The 18594-nt window shown below is 60.2% G+C and carries 13 protein-coding genes; 7 read left to right on the forward strand and 6 right to left on the reverse strand.

The genetic code is table 11. The features are described from left to right. The first annotated feature begins 139 nt into the window (after nt 1-139). From LAP85_19615 to LAP85_19640, 6 genes are all read left to right on the forward strand, one after another. The gene (locus tag LAP85_19615; protein MBZ5498610.1) at nt 140-925 is read left to right on the forward strand and encodes a hypothetical protein; all 786 of its coding nucleotides are present in this window, start codon (nt 140-142) and stop codon (nt 923-925) included. Between the two features lie 169 nt (nt 926-1094). Beyond that, a complete protein-coding gene (locus LAP85_19620) occupies nt 1095-1781 on the forward strand; it encodes an RraA family protein (protein MBZ5498611.1) in 687 nt (228 codons plus the stop codon). After that, a complete protein-coding gene (locus LAP85_19625; protein MBZ5498612.1) occupies nt 1778-2869 on the forward strand; it encodes an alanine--glyoxylate aminotransferase family protein in 1092 nt (363 codons plus the stop codon). Before LAP85_19620 ends, LAP85_19625 begins: the two co-directional genes overlap by 4 nt. Nucleotides 2870-3055: 186 nt before the next feature. Beyond that, the gene (locus LAP85_19630; GenBank protein ID MBZ5498613.1) at nt 3056-4327 is read left to right on the forward strand and encodes a 3-isopropylmalate dehydratase large subunit; all 1272 of its coding nucleotides are present in this window, start codon (nt 3056-3058) and stop codon (nt 4325-4327) included. Then, nucleotides 4324-4827: an alpha-IPM isomerase gene (locus tag LAP85_19635; GenBank protein MBZ5498614.1), complete on the forward strand. Its 504-nt coding sequence runs from the start codon at nt 4324-4326 to the stop codon at nt 4825-4827. Before LAP85_19630 ends, LAP85_19635 begins: the two co-directional genes overlap by 4 nt. Beyond that, nucleotides 4824-6122 carry a dicarboxylate/amino acid:cation symporter gene (locus LAP85_19640; protein ID MBZ5498615.1) on the forward strand — a complete coding sequence of 433 codons (1299 nt, stop codon included), beginning with the start codon at nt 4824-4826 and terminating at the stop codon, nt 6120-6122. Before LAP85_19635 ends, LAP85_19640 begins: the two co-directional genes overlap by 4 nt. A 62-nt stretch (nt 6123-6184) precedes the next feature. Here LAP85_19640 and LAP85_19645 read toward each other — a convergent pair whose 3' ends face one another. The 4 genes from LAP85_19645 to LAP85_19660 all read right to left on the reverse strand — a co-directional run bounded on the left by LAP85_19645 (nt 6185) and on the right by LAP85_19660 (nt 12293). Beyond that, a complete protein-coding gene (locus tag LAP85_19645) occupies nt 6185-7336 on the reverse strand; it encodes a PatB family C-S lyase (GenBank protein MBZ5498616.1) in 1152 nt (383 codons plus the stop codon). A gap of 203 nt (nt 7337-7539) precedes the next feature. Then, complete coding sequence (locus LAP85_19650) at nt 7540-10251, reverse strand: peptidase M14 family protein (GenBank protein MBZ5498617.1); 2712 nt, start codon at nt 10249-10251, stop codon at nt 7540-7542. Next, complete coding sequence (locus LAP85_19655; GenBank protein MBZ5498618.1) at nt 10251-10931, reverse strand: hypothetical protein; 681 nt, start codon at nt 10929-10931, stop codon at nt 10251-10253. Before LAP85_19655 ends, LAP85_19650 begins: the two co-directional genes overlap by 1 nt. 564 nt (nt 10932-11495) lie before the next feature. Continuing rightward, the gene (locus LAP85_19660) at nt 11496-12293 is read right to left on the reverse strand and encodes an SGNH/GDSL hydrolase family protein (GenBank protein MBZ5498619.1); all 798 of its coding nucleotides are present in this window, start codon (nt 12291-12293) and stop codon (nt 11496-11498) included. A 270-nt stretch (nt 12294-12563) separates the two neighbouring features. On the opposite strand from LAP85_19660, the gene LAP85_19665 reads away from it, so the two are divergent. Further along, entirely contained in the window at nt 12564-12968 is a 405-nt protein-coding gene (locus tag LAP85_19665; protein MBZ5498620.1) for a DUF4920 domain-containing protein, read from the forward strand. Between the two features lie 124 nt (nt 12969-13092). On the opposite strand, the gene LAP85_19670 is transcribed toward LAP85_19665, so the two are convergent. Further along, a complete protein-coding gene (locus LAP85_19670) occupies nt 13093-14475 on the reverse strand; it encodes a Gfo/Idh/MocA family oxidoreductase (GenBank protein ID MBZ5498621.1) in 1383 nt (460 codons plus the stop codon). 92 nt (nt 14476-14567) lie between these two features. Further along, nucleotides 14568-17933, reverse strand: a complete 3366-nt coding sequence (locus LAP85_19675) for an alpha-mannosidase (GenBank protein ID MBZ5498622.1) — start codon at nt 17931-17933, stop codon at nt 14568-14570. Between the last annotated feature and the right edge of the window lie 661 nt (nt 17934-18594).

An 18594-nucleotide genomic window follows, 5' to 3' on the forward strand; every position in this document is an offset into this window, starting at 1 on the left:
TTTCTCATGCGCGGGGCACAGGTATGCGGTCTCCCAGTCCGGACCGCGACGTTGAATGAACATTCCCGCAATGCTACCATAGGGGCGCTTCGGGGCCGACCCGGTCTTGCCGTGAACTCACAGAGAGCAGGAGCAGGAAATGTCCGAGTTCCAAAAGCATCTTTATCTGATCCTCTATCCCAATGAAGCGCTGGTGGCGTCGCAGCTGTCACCGGAGGCATTCGGCAAGCACTACTCGATCGGCAGCCCGCGGCACTTCCAAGGCAAGGTGATCTTTGCCGAGGTGGACATTAACTACCGAAACGAATACCTGCGCATCGACGAGTACCTGAGTCAGACCGAGAAGGCGGGCGGACCCAAGCGCACCAAGTTTGTGAAGTCCTACCGCGTGCTCGAACACGTCGACTTCTCCGCCCTGCACAAACTGTATCTGGTCTCGACGGACGGGGCGGTGTTGGGACTGGACAAGGGTGAAGAACCGGTGAGCCCGCGGAAGGAAAACCATTTGCGCGTGTATCAGGAGATTTGTCCGCTGCGGCTGCTGGTGGCCTCCAATCTCGACCCACACGAATTCGGCAGTTACATTACCAAGGAGTCGTGGTCCAAAGGTGCGCCCAGGATTTTCTTCACTCAATACGATATCAATGTCGAGGAAATCGTCAGCCGCAACGAAGTGCATGCGTTCGGCACGGGGCCCTTGCCCAATGTGAATCCTGCAAACCTGCCTGCGGCCCTTCAGGAGTTGACGGCTGATCCCACCAAGAAGACCAAGACGGTCAGCCTCAATCCCAGCCTGGACGTGATGAGCTACAAGTCGATCCAGCCCGGGTTCTGGTTCGCTGATGGGACGTCGATCGTTTTTTACCGCATGCCCACGATGGATGAGTTGCACTACAAACACTACCACTGGTGGCGCCACCTTTGATCCTGCACGGGGCGCGCCCATGTGCCTGAAAAACTCATGCATCTCTGTTTGGCAAACATCGATATCGCAATCGGAGCTCTTAGCGGGCAAGAGCCGATAGCGATTGCGATACCGATGATTTGTGCTTAACAGTTTTATCTATGAAGTGGAGAGCCTATTAGATGGAGGAATGACTATTCATATCACAGGGAAAATCGGATTCAGGATACTCAGCGAGGTGCCTCGTCCCGAGGTGGCACTGGTCGCGCAGTATCGGGGGCTGGCCTCGCCCAATCTGGCTGACGTCATGGGCAGGTTCCACTTCATGGATCAGGGCATCCGGATGAGGACTGGTGTGCCGCTATGCGGCGTCGCAGTGACCGTCATCGCGCGGCCGGGCGACAACCTCATGGTGCACAAGGCCATGGAAATCGCCGGTGCCGGAGATGTGATCGTTGTGAATACATGCGGCAACACGACCAGCGCAGTCTTCGGCGAACTCATGGGCAATTCCGCAATTGCGGTCGGTTTGGGAGGACTCGTCGTCGACGGTGCGATCCGTGACGTCGAAGCACTCGCGGAGTTGCGCTTTCCGGCATTCAGCCGCTCTGTCTGTGCGGGCGGCTGCGACAAGGACGGCCCCGGGGAGATCAATGTCCCGATCGCCTGTGGAAACACTGTCGTCATGCCCGGCGATATCCTCATCGGTGACGCGGACGGCGTGGTCGCCGTTCCTCGCGAGGACGCCGAAGAGGTGCTGAGGCTGGTCAAAGTGCTCATAGAACGCGAGTCCAGGCGAATCGAAGAGATTCGCAGCGGCAAGATTTTCAAGGGTGAGATCAACGACACGCTCAGGTCCAAAGGCGTGATTCCATGACCCTCCTGCTCATGACTCCCGGACCGACGCGTGTCCCCGACCGTGTGCTCGCGGCTGGTGCGACGCCGATGATCCACCATCGGACGGAGGAATTCTCCAGGATTCTCGCATCCACACTTGAACGGCTCCGCCCTCTGTTCGGGACCGCTGGCGATGTGCTGCCGGTGCATGCCACCGGCCGGGGCGCACTCGAAGCGGCCGTAACCAACTTGTTGTCGCCCGGCGATGAGGTGTTGGCTTGCTGCAACGGCCTGTTTGGTGAAATGTGGGCCAAGATCGCTCAAAAGTTCGGCATCGTCGTCCACCGCGTCTGTTGCGATTGGGGAACCTCGGCTGATCCGCTTCTGATCGAAGCGGCGCTCGAAGCCCATCCCCACAGCCGTGCCGTGATTCTCGCTCACAGCGACACGTCGACCGGCGCGTTGAATGATGTGGCCGCGATAGCAGGCGTGACCGGTCGCACCGGCGCACTTTTCATGGTGGACGCCGTCAGTTCGCTCGGCGGTGCACCTTTTCGCTTTGACGACTGGGGCGTGGATGTGGCGGTGACCGCCTCACAGAAATGCCTGATGTCGAGCCCCGGGCTCTCCTTTGTGGCGTTGAGCGAGAAAGCGTGGAAGGCGCACGAAGCATCGCGTCTGGCGTGCTCGTACTTCGATTTTCCGGCGATCAAGCGCATGCTGGCCCGTCCCAAACCGGAAACCCCCGGGACAACGCCGGTTCACCTTTTGCTTCAGGTCCACGCCGCGCTGGGACTGATCGAAGCAGAGGGCCTCGAAAACGTGTATGCGCGCCATGAGGAGATGGCCCGGTTGGCTCGCGAGGGAGCGCGCGATCTCGGAATGTCGCTGCAATGCCCCGGCCTGAAACGGTTCTCTCCGACGTTGACGGCAATCAGGGTGCCGGATGGCATTTCGCCCCAGTCGATCCGCGACCAGCTGAAGGCACGCGGCATCCTCACGGCACGCGGGCTGGGAGGCTACGAAGCAACCAGCTTTCGGATCGGCCACATGGGCGATATCCGTCCCGCGGACGTTCGGCGCACCCTGGACGCACTTGGAGAAGTCGTTGGGGCACTGGGGCGATAGTGTCAGTGAAATGCAAAGGACTGCCGCAGAGGGTGCAGAGAATTCGGAGTTGAGGCTGGAATTGCTGTGCGTCCTCTGCGTTAAGCTTCTGAAGCGTGGGGTAATTTTCATGTGCATGGGTGTGCCATTGCGCATGGGTGGCGGCTTTAGATTCGTTATCCTTCGATCTGGATGCGGTAGCAGGGCATGACGGGCAAGACCATCAGCGAGAAGATACTGTCGGAAAAGTCGGGGCGGGACGCACGGGCCGGCGACCTCGTGGTCTGCGCGGTCGACTACGCAATGGCTACGGACGGCTCGGCTCCCATGGCGATCGACTACTTCGACGAAATGGGGGGATCCCGGGTATTCGATCCGGATCGGATCGTCTTCGTGATGGACCATTACTGCTCGCGCGCTCACTCGAAAACCTCGGAACTGCAGAAACGGATGAGGGCTTTTGCGCAGAAGCAGGGGATCGGCGTCCACGATGTGGGCGCAGGCATCTGCCATCAGCTGATGATAGAGACCGGACGGACCCGACCGGGTGGCCTTCTGGTCGGGGCAGACAGCCACTCAGTGACGGGCGGCGCGCTGAACGCGTTTGCGACTGGGATCGGTTCATCAGATCTCGCCGCCACAATGATCTGCGGGCGCATATGGCTGAAGGTGCCGCAAACGATCAAAGTCACGCTTACGGGCCATCCGGGGTCGGGCATATACGCGAAAGATATGGCGCTGGCGCTCGCGGGTATGCTTGGTGCCGATGGCGCCGCCTACCAGACGCTCGAATTCGACGGACCTGCGGCGACCGGATTGGATGTCGAGGACAGGCTCGTTCTCAGTAACATGTCGGTCGAGATGGGGGCGAAAGCGGGCATCTTCAAGGCCGACCGGAAGACTCTCCAATATCTCGGGGCGCGCACGGCGGCGCCGCTCAGACCGGTCGAAGCCGATGCCGATGCCCGGTACAGCCGGGAGATCACACTGGAGGTGTCGGAGCTCGCTCCCATGATCGCACGGCCGCACGCGGTGGATAACGTGGCCGCCATCGGCACTTCAGCAGGCACACCGGTACAAATGGTCTTCCTGGGCACATGCACGGCGGGCAGAGTGCGCGACTTTCATCAGGCCTTGCGGATCCTTAATGCGGTCGGGCGCATCGCGCCGGGAGTGCAACTGGTCGTGACCCCCGCTTCCACAGAGGTCGAAGCAGAGCTGAGACGGGACGGGACGCTCGACCGGCTTGCGGCCCTGGGCGCGACGATCCTGCCGCCGGGATGCGGTCCTTGTTGCGGCACTGCCGGCCCCACACCGGCGGATGGGGTGAACGTGATGTCTACGGCCAATCGCAACTTCAAAGCCCGGATGGGGAACGCAGCGGCTTCGATCTACCTCGCATCGCCGGCCGCCTGCGCGGCTGCCGCAGCGACGGGCCGGATCACCGATCCGCGTGAGATCGAGGGGCGCTCGAAATGAGAATCGCGCTCTCAGGCAAAGCCAGGTTGCTGGGTGACGACGTCAACACGGATTACATCATTTCGTCCAGCCGGAAGAAGGAAACGCTGGAGGCCGATGCCTTGAAGCGCTATCTGCTGGAAGCTCTGGACCCGGCCTTTGCTGCGTCGGTCACACCTGGCGATTTGCTGGTGGCCGGCAGGAACTTCGGGTGCGGTTCGGCGATGGAAGTGGCCGTTACCGTGATCCTGGCCGCAGGGATCAAGGCGGTGCTTGCCCGGAGCTTTTCCCGAACGTACTATCGCAACGCGATCAACAATGGGCTGATCCCGCTCGAGTGCAACACGGCCGGGATCCGGGAGCAAGATGAGTTGCGCGTCGTGCTCGACGATGCAGGCGTCCGCGTGACGGATCTGACTCAAAGGCGCCAGATAGCCGGCGTTCCATTGCCCGGCATCATGCTCGATATCCTGAGCGCCGGGGGACTGGTGCCCTATTTCCGGAAGTACCGGACCCTATGAAGCTGCACACGAAGATATTGATAGGATTGATTTCAGGTGCTGCTGCCGGGGTCGCTTCCCGAGCGGCAGGATTCGCGTGGGCCCAACGCGCGCTTATTGCGATAGAGCCGGTGGGCATGGTCTTCGTGCAACTCATCATGATGGTCGTCATCCCGCTCGTGGTGGGGAGCCTTTTCGTGGCGATGGCCTCGCTGGGTGAGGGCCGCAGGCTGGCAAAGCTGGGCGGGCGAACCCTGGCTTATTTTCTGCTGACAACGATGATAGGATCGATCATCGGACTGTCGCTCGCGCTTCTCGTGCGTCCGGGCGCCGGGCTCGACCCGGCCATCCGGGATGCTCTGGCGGCGCAATCCGAAGCAAATGCCGGCAATGCGGTGGCTACCGCCAACTCGGCTCCGGGGATAGCCCAGCTGCTGCTCTCCATGATTCCCCAGAATCCGTTTGGCGCGGCCGCCAGGATGGAACTCCTTCCCCTGGTGATTTCCACCGTCATTTTCGGCGTGGCGGCGAGCCGGATTGCGGAAGGGCGCCGTCAGGTGATCGTGCGCTTTTTCCAGGGGCTCAACGACATCTGCATGGTGATCATCGCCTGGGTGATGAAGCTGGCGCCTTATGCGGTCTTCGCACTGATCGGCGCGACAGTGGCGAGGTTCGGCACCGACCTGCTCCAGCACTTGATCGTGTACTGCCTGGTCGTCTTGGCGGGGCTGCTGCTCCACATGTTCGGCATCCTGACCCTGGCGCTCAGGTTGCTTGCGCGCGTCAAAGTGGCGGATTTTTACCGCGGAGTCGCCAAGGCACTGCTGGTCGCATTTTCCACCTCCTCATCCAATGCAACGCTGCCGGTGAGCATGGAGGTAGCAGAGGAGAACCTGGGCGTGCCGGCGGAAGTGGCCGGTTTCGTGCTTCCTCTGGGCACAACTCTGAACCTCAACGGCGCCGCCGTCTATAAGAGCGTTACAGCTGTGTTCGTTGCCGGAGTTTACGGCCTCACGCTGGGCCTTCCGGGATATGTAACGATCATCGTGGCCTCGACGCTGGCCGCCATTACGGGTGTCGGCGTGCCGGGCAGCTCGCTGGTCACAACTCTCATTGTGTTCAATGCGATCGGGCTCGGCCCTCATGCGGTATCGGGAATCGCGCTCGTGCTCGGAGTGGACCGGTTGCTGGACATGCTGCGCACGACCGTAAACGTAACCAGCAGTCTTACGTGCGCCGCGTATATTGCCCGAAAAGACAGGGAAGAGAAGCTCCAAGCCGTCAAACAAGCTTCCACAGTTGCAAAGGTCCTTTGAGTCTTTGAGGTGAGCAAGCTGCAACGACCCGCCATCCAACTATCCCTTCGTTTCGGAAATATCTATAACCGGCTGATCGCCGCGGCCATGCGGTTGAGGGCGTCGGCGAGGATTTTTCGCGGGCAGGCAAAATTCAGCCGCACGTAACCTTCGCCGCCTTTGCCGAAGTCGGGCCCGTTGTTCAGCCCCACGCGCGCTTCTCTCAAGAAGAAATCGGCCGGGTTCCCTGGGATGCCGGCCTCTCTGCAGTCGAGCCAGGCCAGGTAAGTGGCTTCCATCCTGCACATCCGGATCGTGGGCATGCGCGCACGGATATACTCAGCGAGGAAATCCCGGTTGCCTTGCAGATAAGCCATGACCTGATCCAGCCACTCCTGGCCCTCTCTCAGGGCAGCAAGAGCGGCCACGTGCCCCATGATGTTGACTCCGGGGACGATCCCGTACGAGGTTTTTTGCCAGGTTTTGCGCAACTCGCTGTTCTTGATGATGGCGTATCCGCACTCCAGGCCGGCGACATTGAATGTCTTGCTCGGCGCCATCAGCGTCACGGTTCTGTCGGCCACCTCAGGACCGAGTGCTGCAATCGGGATGTGGCGGCACTCTGAATAAACCAGGTCGCAGTGGATCTCGTCGGAGCAGATGATCAGCCGACGACGAAGACAAATCTCCGCGATGTTCTCCAGTTCCGCTTGGGTGAACACGCGGCCCACCGGATTATGGGGATTGCAGAGAATAAATACCCGGGTTTGTTCGGTGATCGACTTTTCAAACTGCTCGAAGTCAATCTCGTAAGAGTCGCCTTTCCTTACCAGGGGCGGGTCTGCGAGCGTCCTTCCGTGATGCACCGGATCCCTGAGGAAATGAAAATAAACGGGCGGCTGGGCCAGAATCGTCTCTCCGGCTCCGGCGTAAGCCTGAATGGCAAGGTTTAGGCCCGTTACCACCCCGGGAAGCAAGAGGATCTCTTCCTCCCTTACCTCCCATTGATAGAGTTTTCTCATTCTGTCCTGCACGGCAAGCCTGAGCGCCTGGGGGGGTCTGGTATACCCGAAGACGCCGTGATCAACCCGCTGGTGCAAGGCACGGATGATAGGCTCCGCCGACCTGAAATCCATATCCGCAACCCATAAGGGGATCACGTCATCGGGGTACACCCCCCACTTGATGCTGTCCGTGCCGCTTCTTTCTATAACTTGGTCAAAATCGTAATTCATCGCATGCTCTGGGAAAAAACCGGCCACGGATTGCAGAGCGCGAACTGGCCGCGAAAGAAACCTCTACGCAGAACGCGCGGAGACCGCAGAGACCTTCCACCGCAGATGCGCGCCCGGCAGTGTGACAGGATTCTTGCCAGGCGCGAGAAGAGTTGTTTGCCGGTAATTCGGATGAGTTTCTAAGTTGCCCCCTGATAAGAGTGTCAGCGCACCAATGCATTAAAGAGCAATTTGAAGGTGCCGTGCGTTTGGGCCCGATGCTGGGTCCGAAATCCGATGAGGATGACGCGGCCGTCGCCCAGCCTGGTTGCGACCATCGCCGCCTTCCTGGCGAGATTTTCTTCGCCGATGAGCCAGCCGCTTTGAAGCAGGTTATGCTCCGCGTAGCGGACGATGACCTCGTACTGGTCGCCGCGGTCGGTGGAGCCGAGCTCGAATGCGGGGCTTCCGCTCATGTAGAGAGCCAGGCCCTCAGCCGGCATTCCGTAGGCCAGGGGATTGGTGTTGTCAAACGTCACGTTGAGCGTGGAGCCAGGGCACCAGAATTCCATGGAGGTTTTGTTTGCCAGAATATTGCGAATGGGGAGCCCGAGTCTCTCGATCGCGAAGTTGCTAGCGCTGCCAAGCGTAACCAGGGTTCCGCCTCTCTGCACAAACGCTCTCAGCGCATTCACCCCTTCGGTGCCAATGCCGCTGCGGTACTCGGGGGGCACGGATCCACCTCCCCCGCCGCCGCCCTCGCCACGGCCTGCTGCCGCGGCGGGCGCCGCTCCGGGAGCTGCGCCCCGGCCCGCGGCCAACACGGGCGCTGCCGGCGGTGCCGCGCCTCTCTCACCGGTGATCGCAGCCGTCGAATCATCGGGGAGGATGATGACATCGTGCTTGTCGCTGAGGCTGCCTTTCCTGATCTCGGCATCCATCAATGACGTGTACGGGAAAGAGAACTGCTCGAGCACGAGGCGAGTCCAGCCCTCGTCGATATTGCCGCCGCCATAGCGCTGATACATGCCGATCCGGAGCCGTTTGACTTCGTGCGCCCCCTGGGTGACCTCTCGCTGCAACGACACGAAGTTAACGCCTGTCTGTCTGGCGATATCGGGGAGCATGGTGTCCGTACTGCCGGCGACGACGAAGTCTCCGGGCCTCAATCCTTGAGCCAGGTCGGCCTTGTCGATGCGGCGCACGGCAATCCCTTTCTCGAACAGCAGGTTCAGCGCCTTGAAGCTGTCGTTCTGACTTCCAAAGAACATGTACGACGCGTTTCCGACGCGGGGAAGCATCCTCACGTCATTGGATACGGGACCCGTGAGCTTCTGGAGCTTTTGGAGATCGGCCGGGACGATCTCGTCAACGGGATCGACGCGCACGCCCATGAACTCGAACATCGTGTCCGTCGCCATATCGTAAGGCCGCATCGGTAAGCCGTCTCTGTTTCGGGTCCACTCGTTGTCGGGATAGAACGTGCGGCCGAGCAGATACCGGATCAGACCCATCTTGGGCTGCGCCAGGGAAACGACGTAGCAGCCTTCCGGATAGTAACTCCCCTCTATAGTGTTGAAACCCTTGGTCGCCTGCTTGATCTCGACCCCCTGGATCAGCAGCTTGTTTATCATCTTTATGGCGGTCGGCCGATCATGCTGGGTCGCCGGGATCACGTAGGCGGCAGGCTTCCCCTGAGCACCGCGTTCGGTTTGCCTCTTGGCCTTCAGATAGGCGTTCCAGAGGACGGTCTCTTTGTTCCGCGCCGCCAGGTCCAGGGTGGACCAGGCTGCGACCTTCTGCCTCTCGACGATGTCGCGGAGCCGCCACCAGCCGCCCGGCCACGGGTTGGGGAAGATGGTCTCAGCCTCATAGGTCGGCAGATTTCGGGCCCCGCCGCGGAGTTGGTCGGGATGAATGTAAATGGGGCTCGCCAGTCTTGCGCTGGCCGACTCGGTCAGCATCCCGGCGATGTTGTGGAACGGCGTCATCCAATGGAACCCGAAGTGACCCCAGCCGGAGTACTGGGCCTCGTTGAGGACGCCCGACAAGCCTGCCTCCTCCTCCTTGTAGGCGATGTGCGCCCCGTACCAACTCAACTCGCGCCAGAGAAGCGGATCCGCATAAGGACGAATGGGCTCGGCGTAGGGCGGCACATAGATGCGGGCGCCGTTGCTGCCCATGTGGTGGTGGTCGACGTAGGCTTGCGGCACACTCCAATCACGGAACATGATCTTCGCCATGTACTGCGATTCGACCAGATTGGTCTGGAACGCGTCCCGGTTGTTATCGTGGCCGGCGTACTTGTGATACAGGTACGGCAGGTTCGATCCTTCGTACTCGGTGCCCAGGGTCTTCTGATACCAGTCGGCGACCATAATTTCGCCGTCCGGATTGAAGGAAGGCACCATGAGGAAGACGACATTGTCAAGGATGCGCTGCGTTTCCTCGTCCTTGCGCGTCAGGAGATCATAGGCGAGCTCGGGCGCCATCTGGGTGCCGCCGATCTCCGTGGCGTGGAGGCTCATCGACTGGCAGATCACCGCCTTGCCCTCGCCGACCAGGTTTTTGACCTCCTGCTCGGAGAGCCCCCGCGGGTCGCTGATTCTCGCGTTCACCTCCCGCAGCCGATCGAGCTTTGCCATGTTGGCGGGGGACGAGATAATCACCAGAAGAAATGGATTGCCCATAGTGGTCGGTCCCATGTCCGTCACCTTGAGCTTGCCGCCGCCCTCTTTCTCCAGGAGTTTGTAGTACTCGATCATCCTGTCCCAGCGGGCCATCTTTTTGTCGCTGCCGAGCTGGAATCCGAAGAATTTCTCGGGAGACGTAAGCTGGCTCTGCGCGCTCCCGGTTGGGACCAGCAACCTCGAACCGGCAAAGAGCAGCGCCAGCAGGACTGCAACGGTCGGAACGAATCTGATTCTTCCTTTCATCAGCGTCCTCTCTTCCCGAAGTGGTAGCTAATTCCAAACTGAATGATGGGGAAAACGGAGAAACGTCGGGCGTCACTATTAAAGCGCTGTGTCTGTTGGTTCAAGTCGATTTGTAGCTGGGCGACCGGCGTCCTGGTAGTGGTCAGCGCGGCGGTGGGATGACCGTGGTACATCGCGCCCAGGTCGAAGTAAAAGCCCCAGCGTTTCCCCTGTCTGATCGGGTTACTGAAGCCTAGTCCGAAATAAGGCGCAGCCCGGTTGAATTTGACCGTTGCGTACATCTGGCCGATCTGATCGGTGGAATAGGAGTGGCCGTTGATCGTGATCAAACCTTGACGGGGTCTGGCGGTCCCGTTGACCTCGTTTAAATTGACAAAGATCCCTCCGCCGAGGCGAAACCAGTTTTTAAAAGGATACACATCGAGCACCACCGGCACGGCTCCCAACTTGAGCTTGCCGCTGTAGTCTATATCTTTGTCCGTAATGTCGGCCGAATATCGGAAGAAACTCGCTCCGACTCGGAGGTTGAGGATTCGAGGCACGAGTGCCCGGTGGACATCAGCGCCAATTCCCTCAGTGCCGACTTTGCCGACCACCCCCCAACCGGTATCCTGCGCAAAAGCGCCGGCGCCGGCCATCAAACCGATCGCTAACAGTCCAAGGCAAGTGTGCATTTTCATAGGATCATTCTCCGGGCAGCAAGAACAAGCTGATTTGAGACGAAAAGGATGCGCCTGAACCCCCATCGGCATCTGTGCGAGCTTTTATCTCAGGAATTGAGGGTCTAGCAAGCAAAAAGTGCGGTCAGCCGGGGCACCGCTTTGAAGATACTGGTGAAAAGCCAAAGAGATAACGCAGAGGGTGCCCAGGGGAGAGTGCAGCGTGTTTGGGATTCAGGCGAACCATGCGCTGCCTCCGCTGCGTTGAGCTGTTGAGGCGCGAAGTGATTTATCGAGAATCATGAAATATAGTGACAGAAATAAAGTTCTCAGCCCCGAGGGGCGGAAAGAGCATAGCCCCGGGCGTGAGCCCATAAGCGCTAAGATAGGAATGATTTTGCCAATAAACGTGGACTTGGACCTAAACCTGGACGTAGACGTGGACCTTTTGAGCGGAGACAAACTCTTGCACGCCCAGCCTTTATCAGGCTACGGGTCGAGCCCTGAAGGGGCGACACATCTATCCTTGGAATAGCGTCACTATGAGATCTGAGCCTCAATAATGCGCCCGTGGCGGCGTGCGCGTCATTTGAGCGCGCGCTCGATGGCAGCTTCCGCGAGTGGCGCCATGACCGCATACCCTTTCTCGTTGGGATGGAGATCGTCGGCGCTCAGTTCTTCCTTGAGCAAGCCGCCGGAGTCGACCATAGCCGAAAAGTAGTCTAGATAGATATGGCCGTGGGCGGCCGCATACGCTTTTAGCCACTCGTTGAGTGCGCGGATGCGCACCATTGGGCGCAGCACCGTCTGGGGTGATGACAGGTTGTGATAGGCGCTGACGGGAAGCAGCCTCGCCAGGATTACGCGCATGTTGTTCGCCTGGGCAATCTCGCTCATCGAGGCAAGATTCCCCTCGATCTCCTCGTTCGTCATGGGGCCGGAATTTCCCGCGATATCGTTGGTGCCGGCCAGGATCAGAACTGCCTTTGGCTTGAGTTCCACTACATCGGGTCGGAAGCGGATGAGCATCTGCGGCGTGGTCTGGCCGCTGATGCCGCGGTCGACATAGGGCTTCCCGGGAAAGAAGCCGAACTGCGGCCGCTGCCAAAAATCGGTGATCGAGTCTCCCATGAACACAACCCGCGCCTCCTCAGCCGCAGGCGCCGGCAGCGCGCGATTGAGTTCACGATAGCGCGCCAGGTTGGCCCAGTCCCGCAGGCGCATGTCATTGTTCACGAGTGCCGTGAGCGCTTTTGCGAGTTCCGGACAATTGGGAGCCGCAGCCTGGATCTGGGGAGCGGCTTGCGGCGTGGGCGTCTGTGCCGGCGCGACGACCGCGAACGCAATCAACAGAATCAAGACCGCACGTGTTTTCATTTCCATTCTCCTCGTCACTTCGACACTGCGTTTAGGAATCTATTGTCTGCCGGATACCGTTCTGTCCGCCAGACACCTCGGAGAAGCCGCTATCCGAGTTTACTGCAAAAAGTGTGCTGTCTGCCCCTGTTTTCAGGGACCGCTGCCTGCCGAAGGGGCTCCGTAAAAGATCCTTCGTCGATCTTGCTCAATTCGGTCCGGCACCGTAGAATTCTGACGAGCCCATAATGATTTTGCATTTTGCGATGAGTGTTTGCTCTTTGAGGGAAAACCGATATGAAAAAGGCCTGTTATGCAATTCTGGTAATCGTATTCCTGACCTCACTGCCCTTGCTGGCAGCCGAGCAGAAGCTCGGCAAGGGCGTCACTATAAAGACCGCCACGCCGATCAAGACGCTTTTGTCCGAACCGGAAAAATACGTCGGCAAAGATGTCTTGATCGAAGGCGAAATCACCTCGGTCTGCCAGATGCAGGGGTGCTGGATCATGGTCAAAGATGCCAGTTCCAGCGAACCCATCATGGTGAAGGTCGACGATGGTGTGATCGTATTTCCCAAGGATGGCGCCGGGAAAAAGGTCACCGCCCAGGGAAAGCTTGAGAAGGTGGCCGACGAGGCGCAAAAAGAGGCGGGTTCCAGCTCGCCGTATCGCATCAAGGGAACCGGTGCGGTGCTGAAATAAGTTTGTAGTGGGGGTCGGATCTGCAAAAGTCAGAAATTCGCTTCAAATTCTGACTTCTTTAGATCCGACCCCCTGAAAAACACGAAATCGGTTTCGTGTCCCTCCTCTATTCCGTGGTGCCATCCTACGCGGTGACGATGCCCAGGGGCGGATTTGTCTTCCATTTGCCGCGCGTAAAATCGGGGATCGCGACCGGCTTGCTGAGATTGGCCACGGACTGGCAACTGGCTCCAACGATGGCGCTCCAGGCTGCGGCGTCATAGACATCCTGGTCGAGCGGTTCGCCCCTGCGCAGCGACCCGACCAGCCGGTAATCCTCGATATAGTCCATGCCGCCATGACCGCGGCCTTCGCCTCTTGCCGCAATCGCCTTCCACAGTGGGTGCTCGAACTGGTCGGCGAACTTGAGAAAGTCGTCCCACTGGTGCGCCTGCGCCGCTTTCCCCTCGATATAGATCCGGTCGGGCCACTTGTGGGCGATCCCTTTTGTCCCCTGGACCAGGTTGATCCGGTTGTACGGCCGTGGCAGGTTTGTGTCGTGGAGAAGAATAATTGTCTTGCCGAGCTTTGTCCGGATGAGGCTGGTGTTGATATCGCCCAGGACATAGCGCTCCCTGGCCTGCGCCGAATCGGGGCCGAATTTCTCGACGGCATATTCGTGGAGGCCGCGGGTGGGACCGCTCATGGAGACCAGAAAATCGAAGGCGTCGCCGCGGTTGATGTTCATGCATTGGGCCACGGGGCCAAGGCCGTGCGTCGGGTACAGGTTGCCGTTGAACTTCTGCGACCAGGCGCGCCGCCACAACCCCTCGCCGTCGTTGGAGAACTTGACCTCGCGCAGGTCGTGAAGATAGCCGGCCTCGGTGTGGAGGACCTCGCCGATCACGCCTTTTCGGACGAGATTCAGCGTCATGAGCTCGATCCGGTCATAGCAGCAGTTCTCCATCATCTGGCAGTGCTTGCCGTACCTTTCGGCCGTTTCGACGAGCTGCCAGCAATCTGCGATGCTCATCGCCGCCGGCACCTCGGTCACGGCGTGTTTGCCGTTCTTCATGGCGGCGACGCAAACGGGGACGTGCCATTCCCAAGGGGTTGCCGTCATGACCAGATCGAGTTCCTCGGTCTCGCACATGCGCACAAAATCCGTGGGGCCATTGGAATATCCCGCCGGCTTGGGCTGCCCGGCATCCGTGACCCATTTCTGCGCCCGTTGGACTTTCGCCGGCACAATATCGCAGATCGCCTTGATCTGAACGCCGTCGATGTTGAGGTAGTTCTGTACGTGGGTGGAGCCCATGCCGCCCACGCCGACGAACCCGACACGAACCGGGTCGATGGGCTTCACCTTGAACTGGCTTCGAGCCTCGCCCCTGACTGCAGCCTCGTCCGCTCCGGCCAAGCCCAGTCCGGCCAGCGCGGCACCGACGCCTACGCCGACGACGGCTCCGGTTTTGAGAAAATCGCGGCGGTCCTGGATGAGACGTTCATCTTTGCGATTCTCGTTCATATGCTCTTCCCCCAAAAGGTGAAATATCTACGTTAAAGTGCTGATAAACGCAGATAAAAATCGGCACACATCTGTCTGCCTCCGTGATTGCTCTAGCGCAGTGCGCGCGGCGGTTCGGGCAGTTCCGGGGCATACAACGGCACGGCCGGCCGTACATGGTGCGGTTCCCGTGCGGCGGTCATCGCCAGGATCCTGAGCCGATCGTCGCTCGGCAGTTGGATCTCGCGCGTTCCAGCCGGCAAATCGATTTCATAGGCAAACAAGTAACTCATGATGTAGGTCTGATTGCCGTCGGCTGCGTGCCTGTGGGTGCTGAGCCAGGCAATCTCATCGCGTTTGACGAATCCAGGCCGGATCTGGTCTATGCCGCTGACGGCAAAAGTCTGAGGGTCCCAGGGCACGAGCATGCCGGTCCGGATCGCCTCAGGCGTCCATGTCTGGCGTTTGATGTCCAGTGCCGGGATGTACGCGTCCCGCAGCATGCGCTCGTCTATCAATCGGCTGTCCCACTGGCCGATTGCCCCTTCCCAATCGCTCACGTTAATCGCAAGTTTGCCAATCGCGCCGCCTTGGCGGCCGATGCCGATCGATGCCGCCACATTGCCGCCGACGGCGGCTGCCAGAATGTAGAGCCGGTCGTAGACGGCAGGCGGCAGGGTGATCCGCTGTCCCTTCGGCACCACCACGTTCTGTGCGCCCTGCGCGCTCGATCCCAACCTGAACGGGATTCCGTCAAGCTGCAGTTCCTGCGGAAGCAGTTCGGCCGCTAGCGTGTGTTTCTTGCCATCGAAGTTGCCGTCCGCGCGGTTTGCGTCGCTGGAAACGCCATCGAGGTTGAAGGGAAGGCTGAGCGGTGCCGTCGCGCGCGCGGGAGATGCGGTCAATGTCCGTTTCAGGAGCAGCGCAAAGGTGCGCGGCTGATAGGGCTTGAGTTCGACTTCCAGCGCGTTTCCCGACGCGGGAAAGTCTCCCACAGGTTCCTCAGCGGCGTTGATTTCACGCGCTGCCGTGATCTGACCCGGCAGCCTGATGCGGGTCCTGGCGGGTCGGCCGTACTGCTCCTGCACGCGCACCACAATTTCGTCCTCGTCCTCCGCCTTCTTGAGTGCTGCCACAGCGACCTGTCCGCTCATATCGTCAAATGCCAGCATCGAGAAGCCGGCTCCGGCCAGGCCGGTGTGCGGCGTGGTCTGAAATGCGACCAGCGGCTGGTTGAGCGCGGCCGCGCGCGCCGGAACCCGGCCGGCGCGCCAGTCGCCGCGATGGCCGGCAATCGCGTAGATGAACCGGTGGCGCCCCAGATCGTTGCTGCCCTGATAGGGATAGGCTTTCGGCAGCGGCGTGTGAAGAAGAGTCAGCCGCAGCACGTTATCTGCAGGCTTGTCCCAGCCGTACTTACTGTCGTTCAACACCGCCGCCCCGAAGGCACCGCCTGCATCGGTCAGGTCTGCCCACTTCTGGGCGGGCACTTCATATCGGTCGGCGGTGTTGTTGCCGCGTTCGATGGTCCCCAGCCCGAGATCATAGGTCGCCCTCGGGTTCGACGCCGCGAATGGAAACGACGCCTTGAGCAGTGTGTTGGGCGACTTCCAATCGATCAGGTTTTCGATATCGACACGATCGCCGCCGTCGGTCAGCATGACGCGCTGTACGAAGGTCGACCCGGCCGCCTTGCGGGTAATCTCGAGGGACACACGGACGGGCCCACGCTCGACCACGCGCACCGCCGGGGCGGTAGGATACTCGCGCGGAGGAGTGGCGATGGTCTCATAGAGGATGCGCCAAGCCGGTTTGTCCGGAGATGGATCATCCCGCATTTCCAGACGCGCCGGAGCGCTCAGCAGCTCTCTTCCCGCATCCTTGTCGAAGATGGAAGCCAGATCGCCATTGGCATCAATCTTGACCGCGTAACGGGCATTTTCGAGCGACGCCGGCGTTACACTCAGTTGCGGGCCTGCAGCCTGGGTCGCCTCGGCCGCTCTGGCCTCAAACACCTTGTAGCCGACCGACGGCATGTCCGCGAGAAACAGGATATGCGCCTGGTTGCCCTGGCGGTCGAGCACCTGCACGGGTACGTCTCTGCCGGCGGCGCGATCGATGAGCCGGATTGCTCCGGGTGCCGCACTTCGGAACTGAACCGTGGCCTCCACCGGGTCACGCCGCGCCGCGGCCACCGGATTATAAACAACCAGCGGTATGCCCATGACCTGCGTATCGAGCAGGCCGGCCACTGCATTTGTAGAACTGGTGAGCACCCCCGCGAACTGGTTCGCCGCGCTCAGCTCGTCGTTCCACGAAAACAAGTAGGCCTGGGGGATGGACGTGCCGGTGAGATCGTCATGAAACTGATGCCAGAGCACGCGGTACCAGGCGCTGCGGAGACGCTCGCCCGGATACGGAATACCGGCGAGCCATTCGGCGGCCACGGCAGCGCGCTCGGCGGAGTCGGCCAGCAGTTCGTTCATGCGGTTGAATCTTTTCATCGCCGCCTGGGAAGTATAGCAGCCGACGCCGTGGGTCTTGAGCAGCAGTTCCCCCTCGTATTCGGGAAGCGCGGCCGTTTGCGTCGCCGTCAAATCACGGGAGAGCTGGTCGGGGGCAGTGTTGCGGATCGCCACCTTTCCCTCGGGATTGGCGATCGCCTTCTCCAGCAACTCCAAGGATGAGGCAGAAGGCGCACCGCCGATATCACCCGTGCCGAAGTATCGAAATCCGACCTGCAGGCCGTTGCCGATGGTGGTGAGATCATTTGACCATTTGGGATCGACTGAGATGTCGCTCTGAATCCGAGTGACGTAGTCGCCGGGCTTGAGCGCCGCCACTACAGTGCTGCCGTCGACACCTTTCCAGCGGCCGATCGGGAAGGGAATCGCAGGCAGAACCGATCCCCACGTCAGCTTTTGCGTAGAAAAGGCCGTCAATCCGGAGTGGGCTGCAATCGACGGAAGAGCAAAGCCGAAGCCAAAGCAGTCGGGCAGGAAAACGTCCCGGCTCGTCCTGTTAAATTCCTGCCGGAAGAAGCGCTGCCCATAGAGCGCCTGCCGCATCAGGGATTCCGGCGACGGCACGTTCACGTCGGCGGCATTGAGCCACGATCCGGCGAGACGCCATCGGCCGTCAGCCACATACTTCTGCACCGTGGGCCACTGCTCCGGGTAGTATTCCTTGAACCACATGTAGTGGATCGGACCCTCGAATGTGAAGGCGTAATGAGGGTACTGCTCGAAATACTTGAAATTGGTGAAGAATGTGTCGGGAACAAACTGGCGAATCGTGTCCTGGACGGTCCAGTTCCACTGCGAGTCCAGGTGCGCGGTTGCGATCAGGTATAGCACCGGTTTCATGGGCTGCCCGGCGTCCTGGCTGCGCAGAGGCACGATCCCTGCGCTGAAGACGGCCAATACCAACGCAAACTGCCTTGCAATGCCCCAACTGCCCTTTTTATCAAAGGATCGCATGGCAATCTTCCTTTCACCCGGCTTCAGTCCCGGAGCCGCGTGGCAACGCCATCCTAGCATGAGACCGCAAAGATCACTGAGAGATCCGGGTTTCAAGACACATCTACACTCTGCGATTTCAGCGCGCCCGGCTTCGAAAACAGGCAAATCGGGATCGGAATCGAATGGCGCTTAGTTAAGGAAACAGGGTGCGACCCTGGCGGGCTCAGCCATTCCGGCGAGCCATCGGTTGCTACAATCCCCGAAGCCGTTGGCGTCCGCAGCGCTTGGCGTCCGCAGCCGTTGGCGTCCGCAAGCCCTGAAAGGGCGGCCGTAGTTTTCAGCCCAGGGCGCAAGCCCTGGGATAAGACGCAAATGATGGATGAGCCCTGTAAGGGCGATGCAGAAACGCCTGCAATGCCCCGATTACAGGGACCTAGCATCGCCCTTGCAGGGCTCTCTTTGTTAATAGCCCTCCATTCCCAGGGCTCACGCCCTGGGCTGCGGACTGCGGACGCCCCTTTTGGGGCTTAAGCCCTTGCTCCTGGTACGCTCAAGACGATTCCAATCACCCTTATTTAAGCGCCATTCGTATCGGAATCGGTATCGGGATCGCAGTCGTCATCGCCATCGGAACTCTTGGCCTGCAAAAGCCGATAGCGACCGCGATAGTGATTGCGAT

The sequence above is a fragment of the Terriglobia bacterium genome (genome assembly GCA_020072565.1).
Classification (GTDB): Bacteria; Acidobacteriota; UBA6911; order UBA6911; family UBA6911; genus JAFNAG01.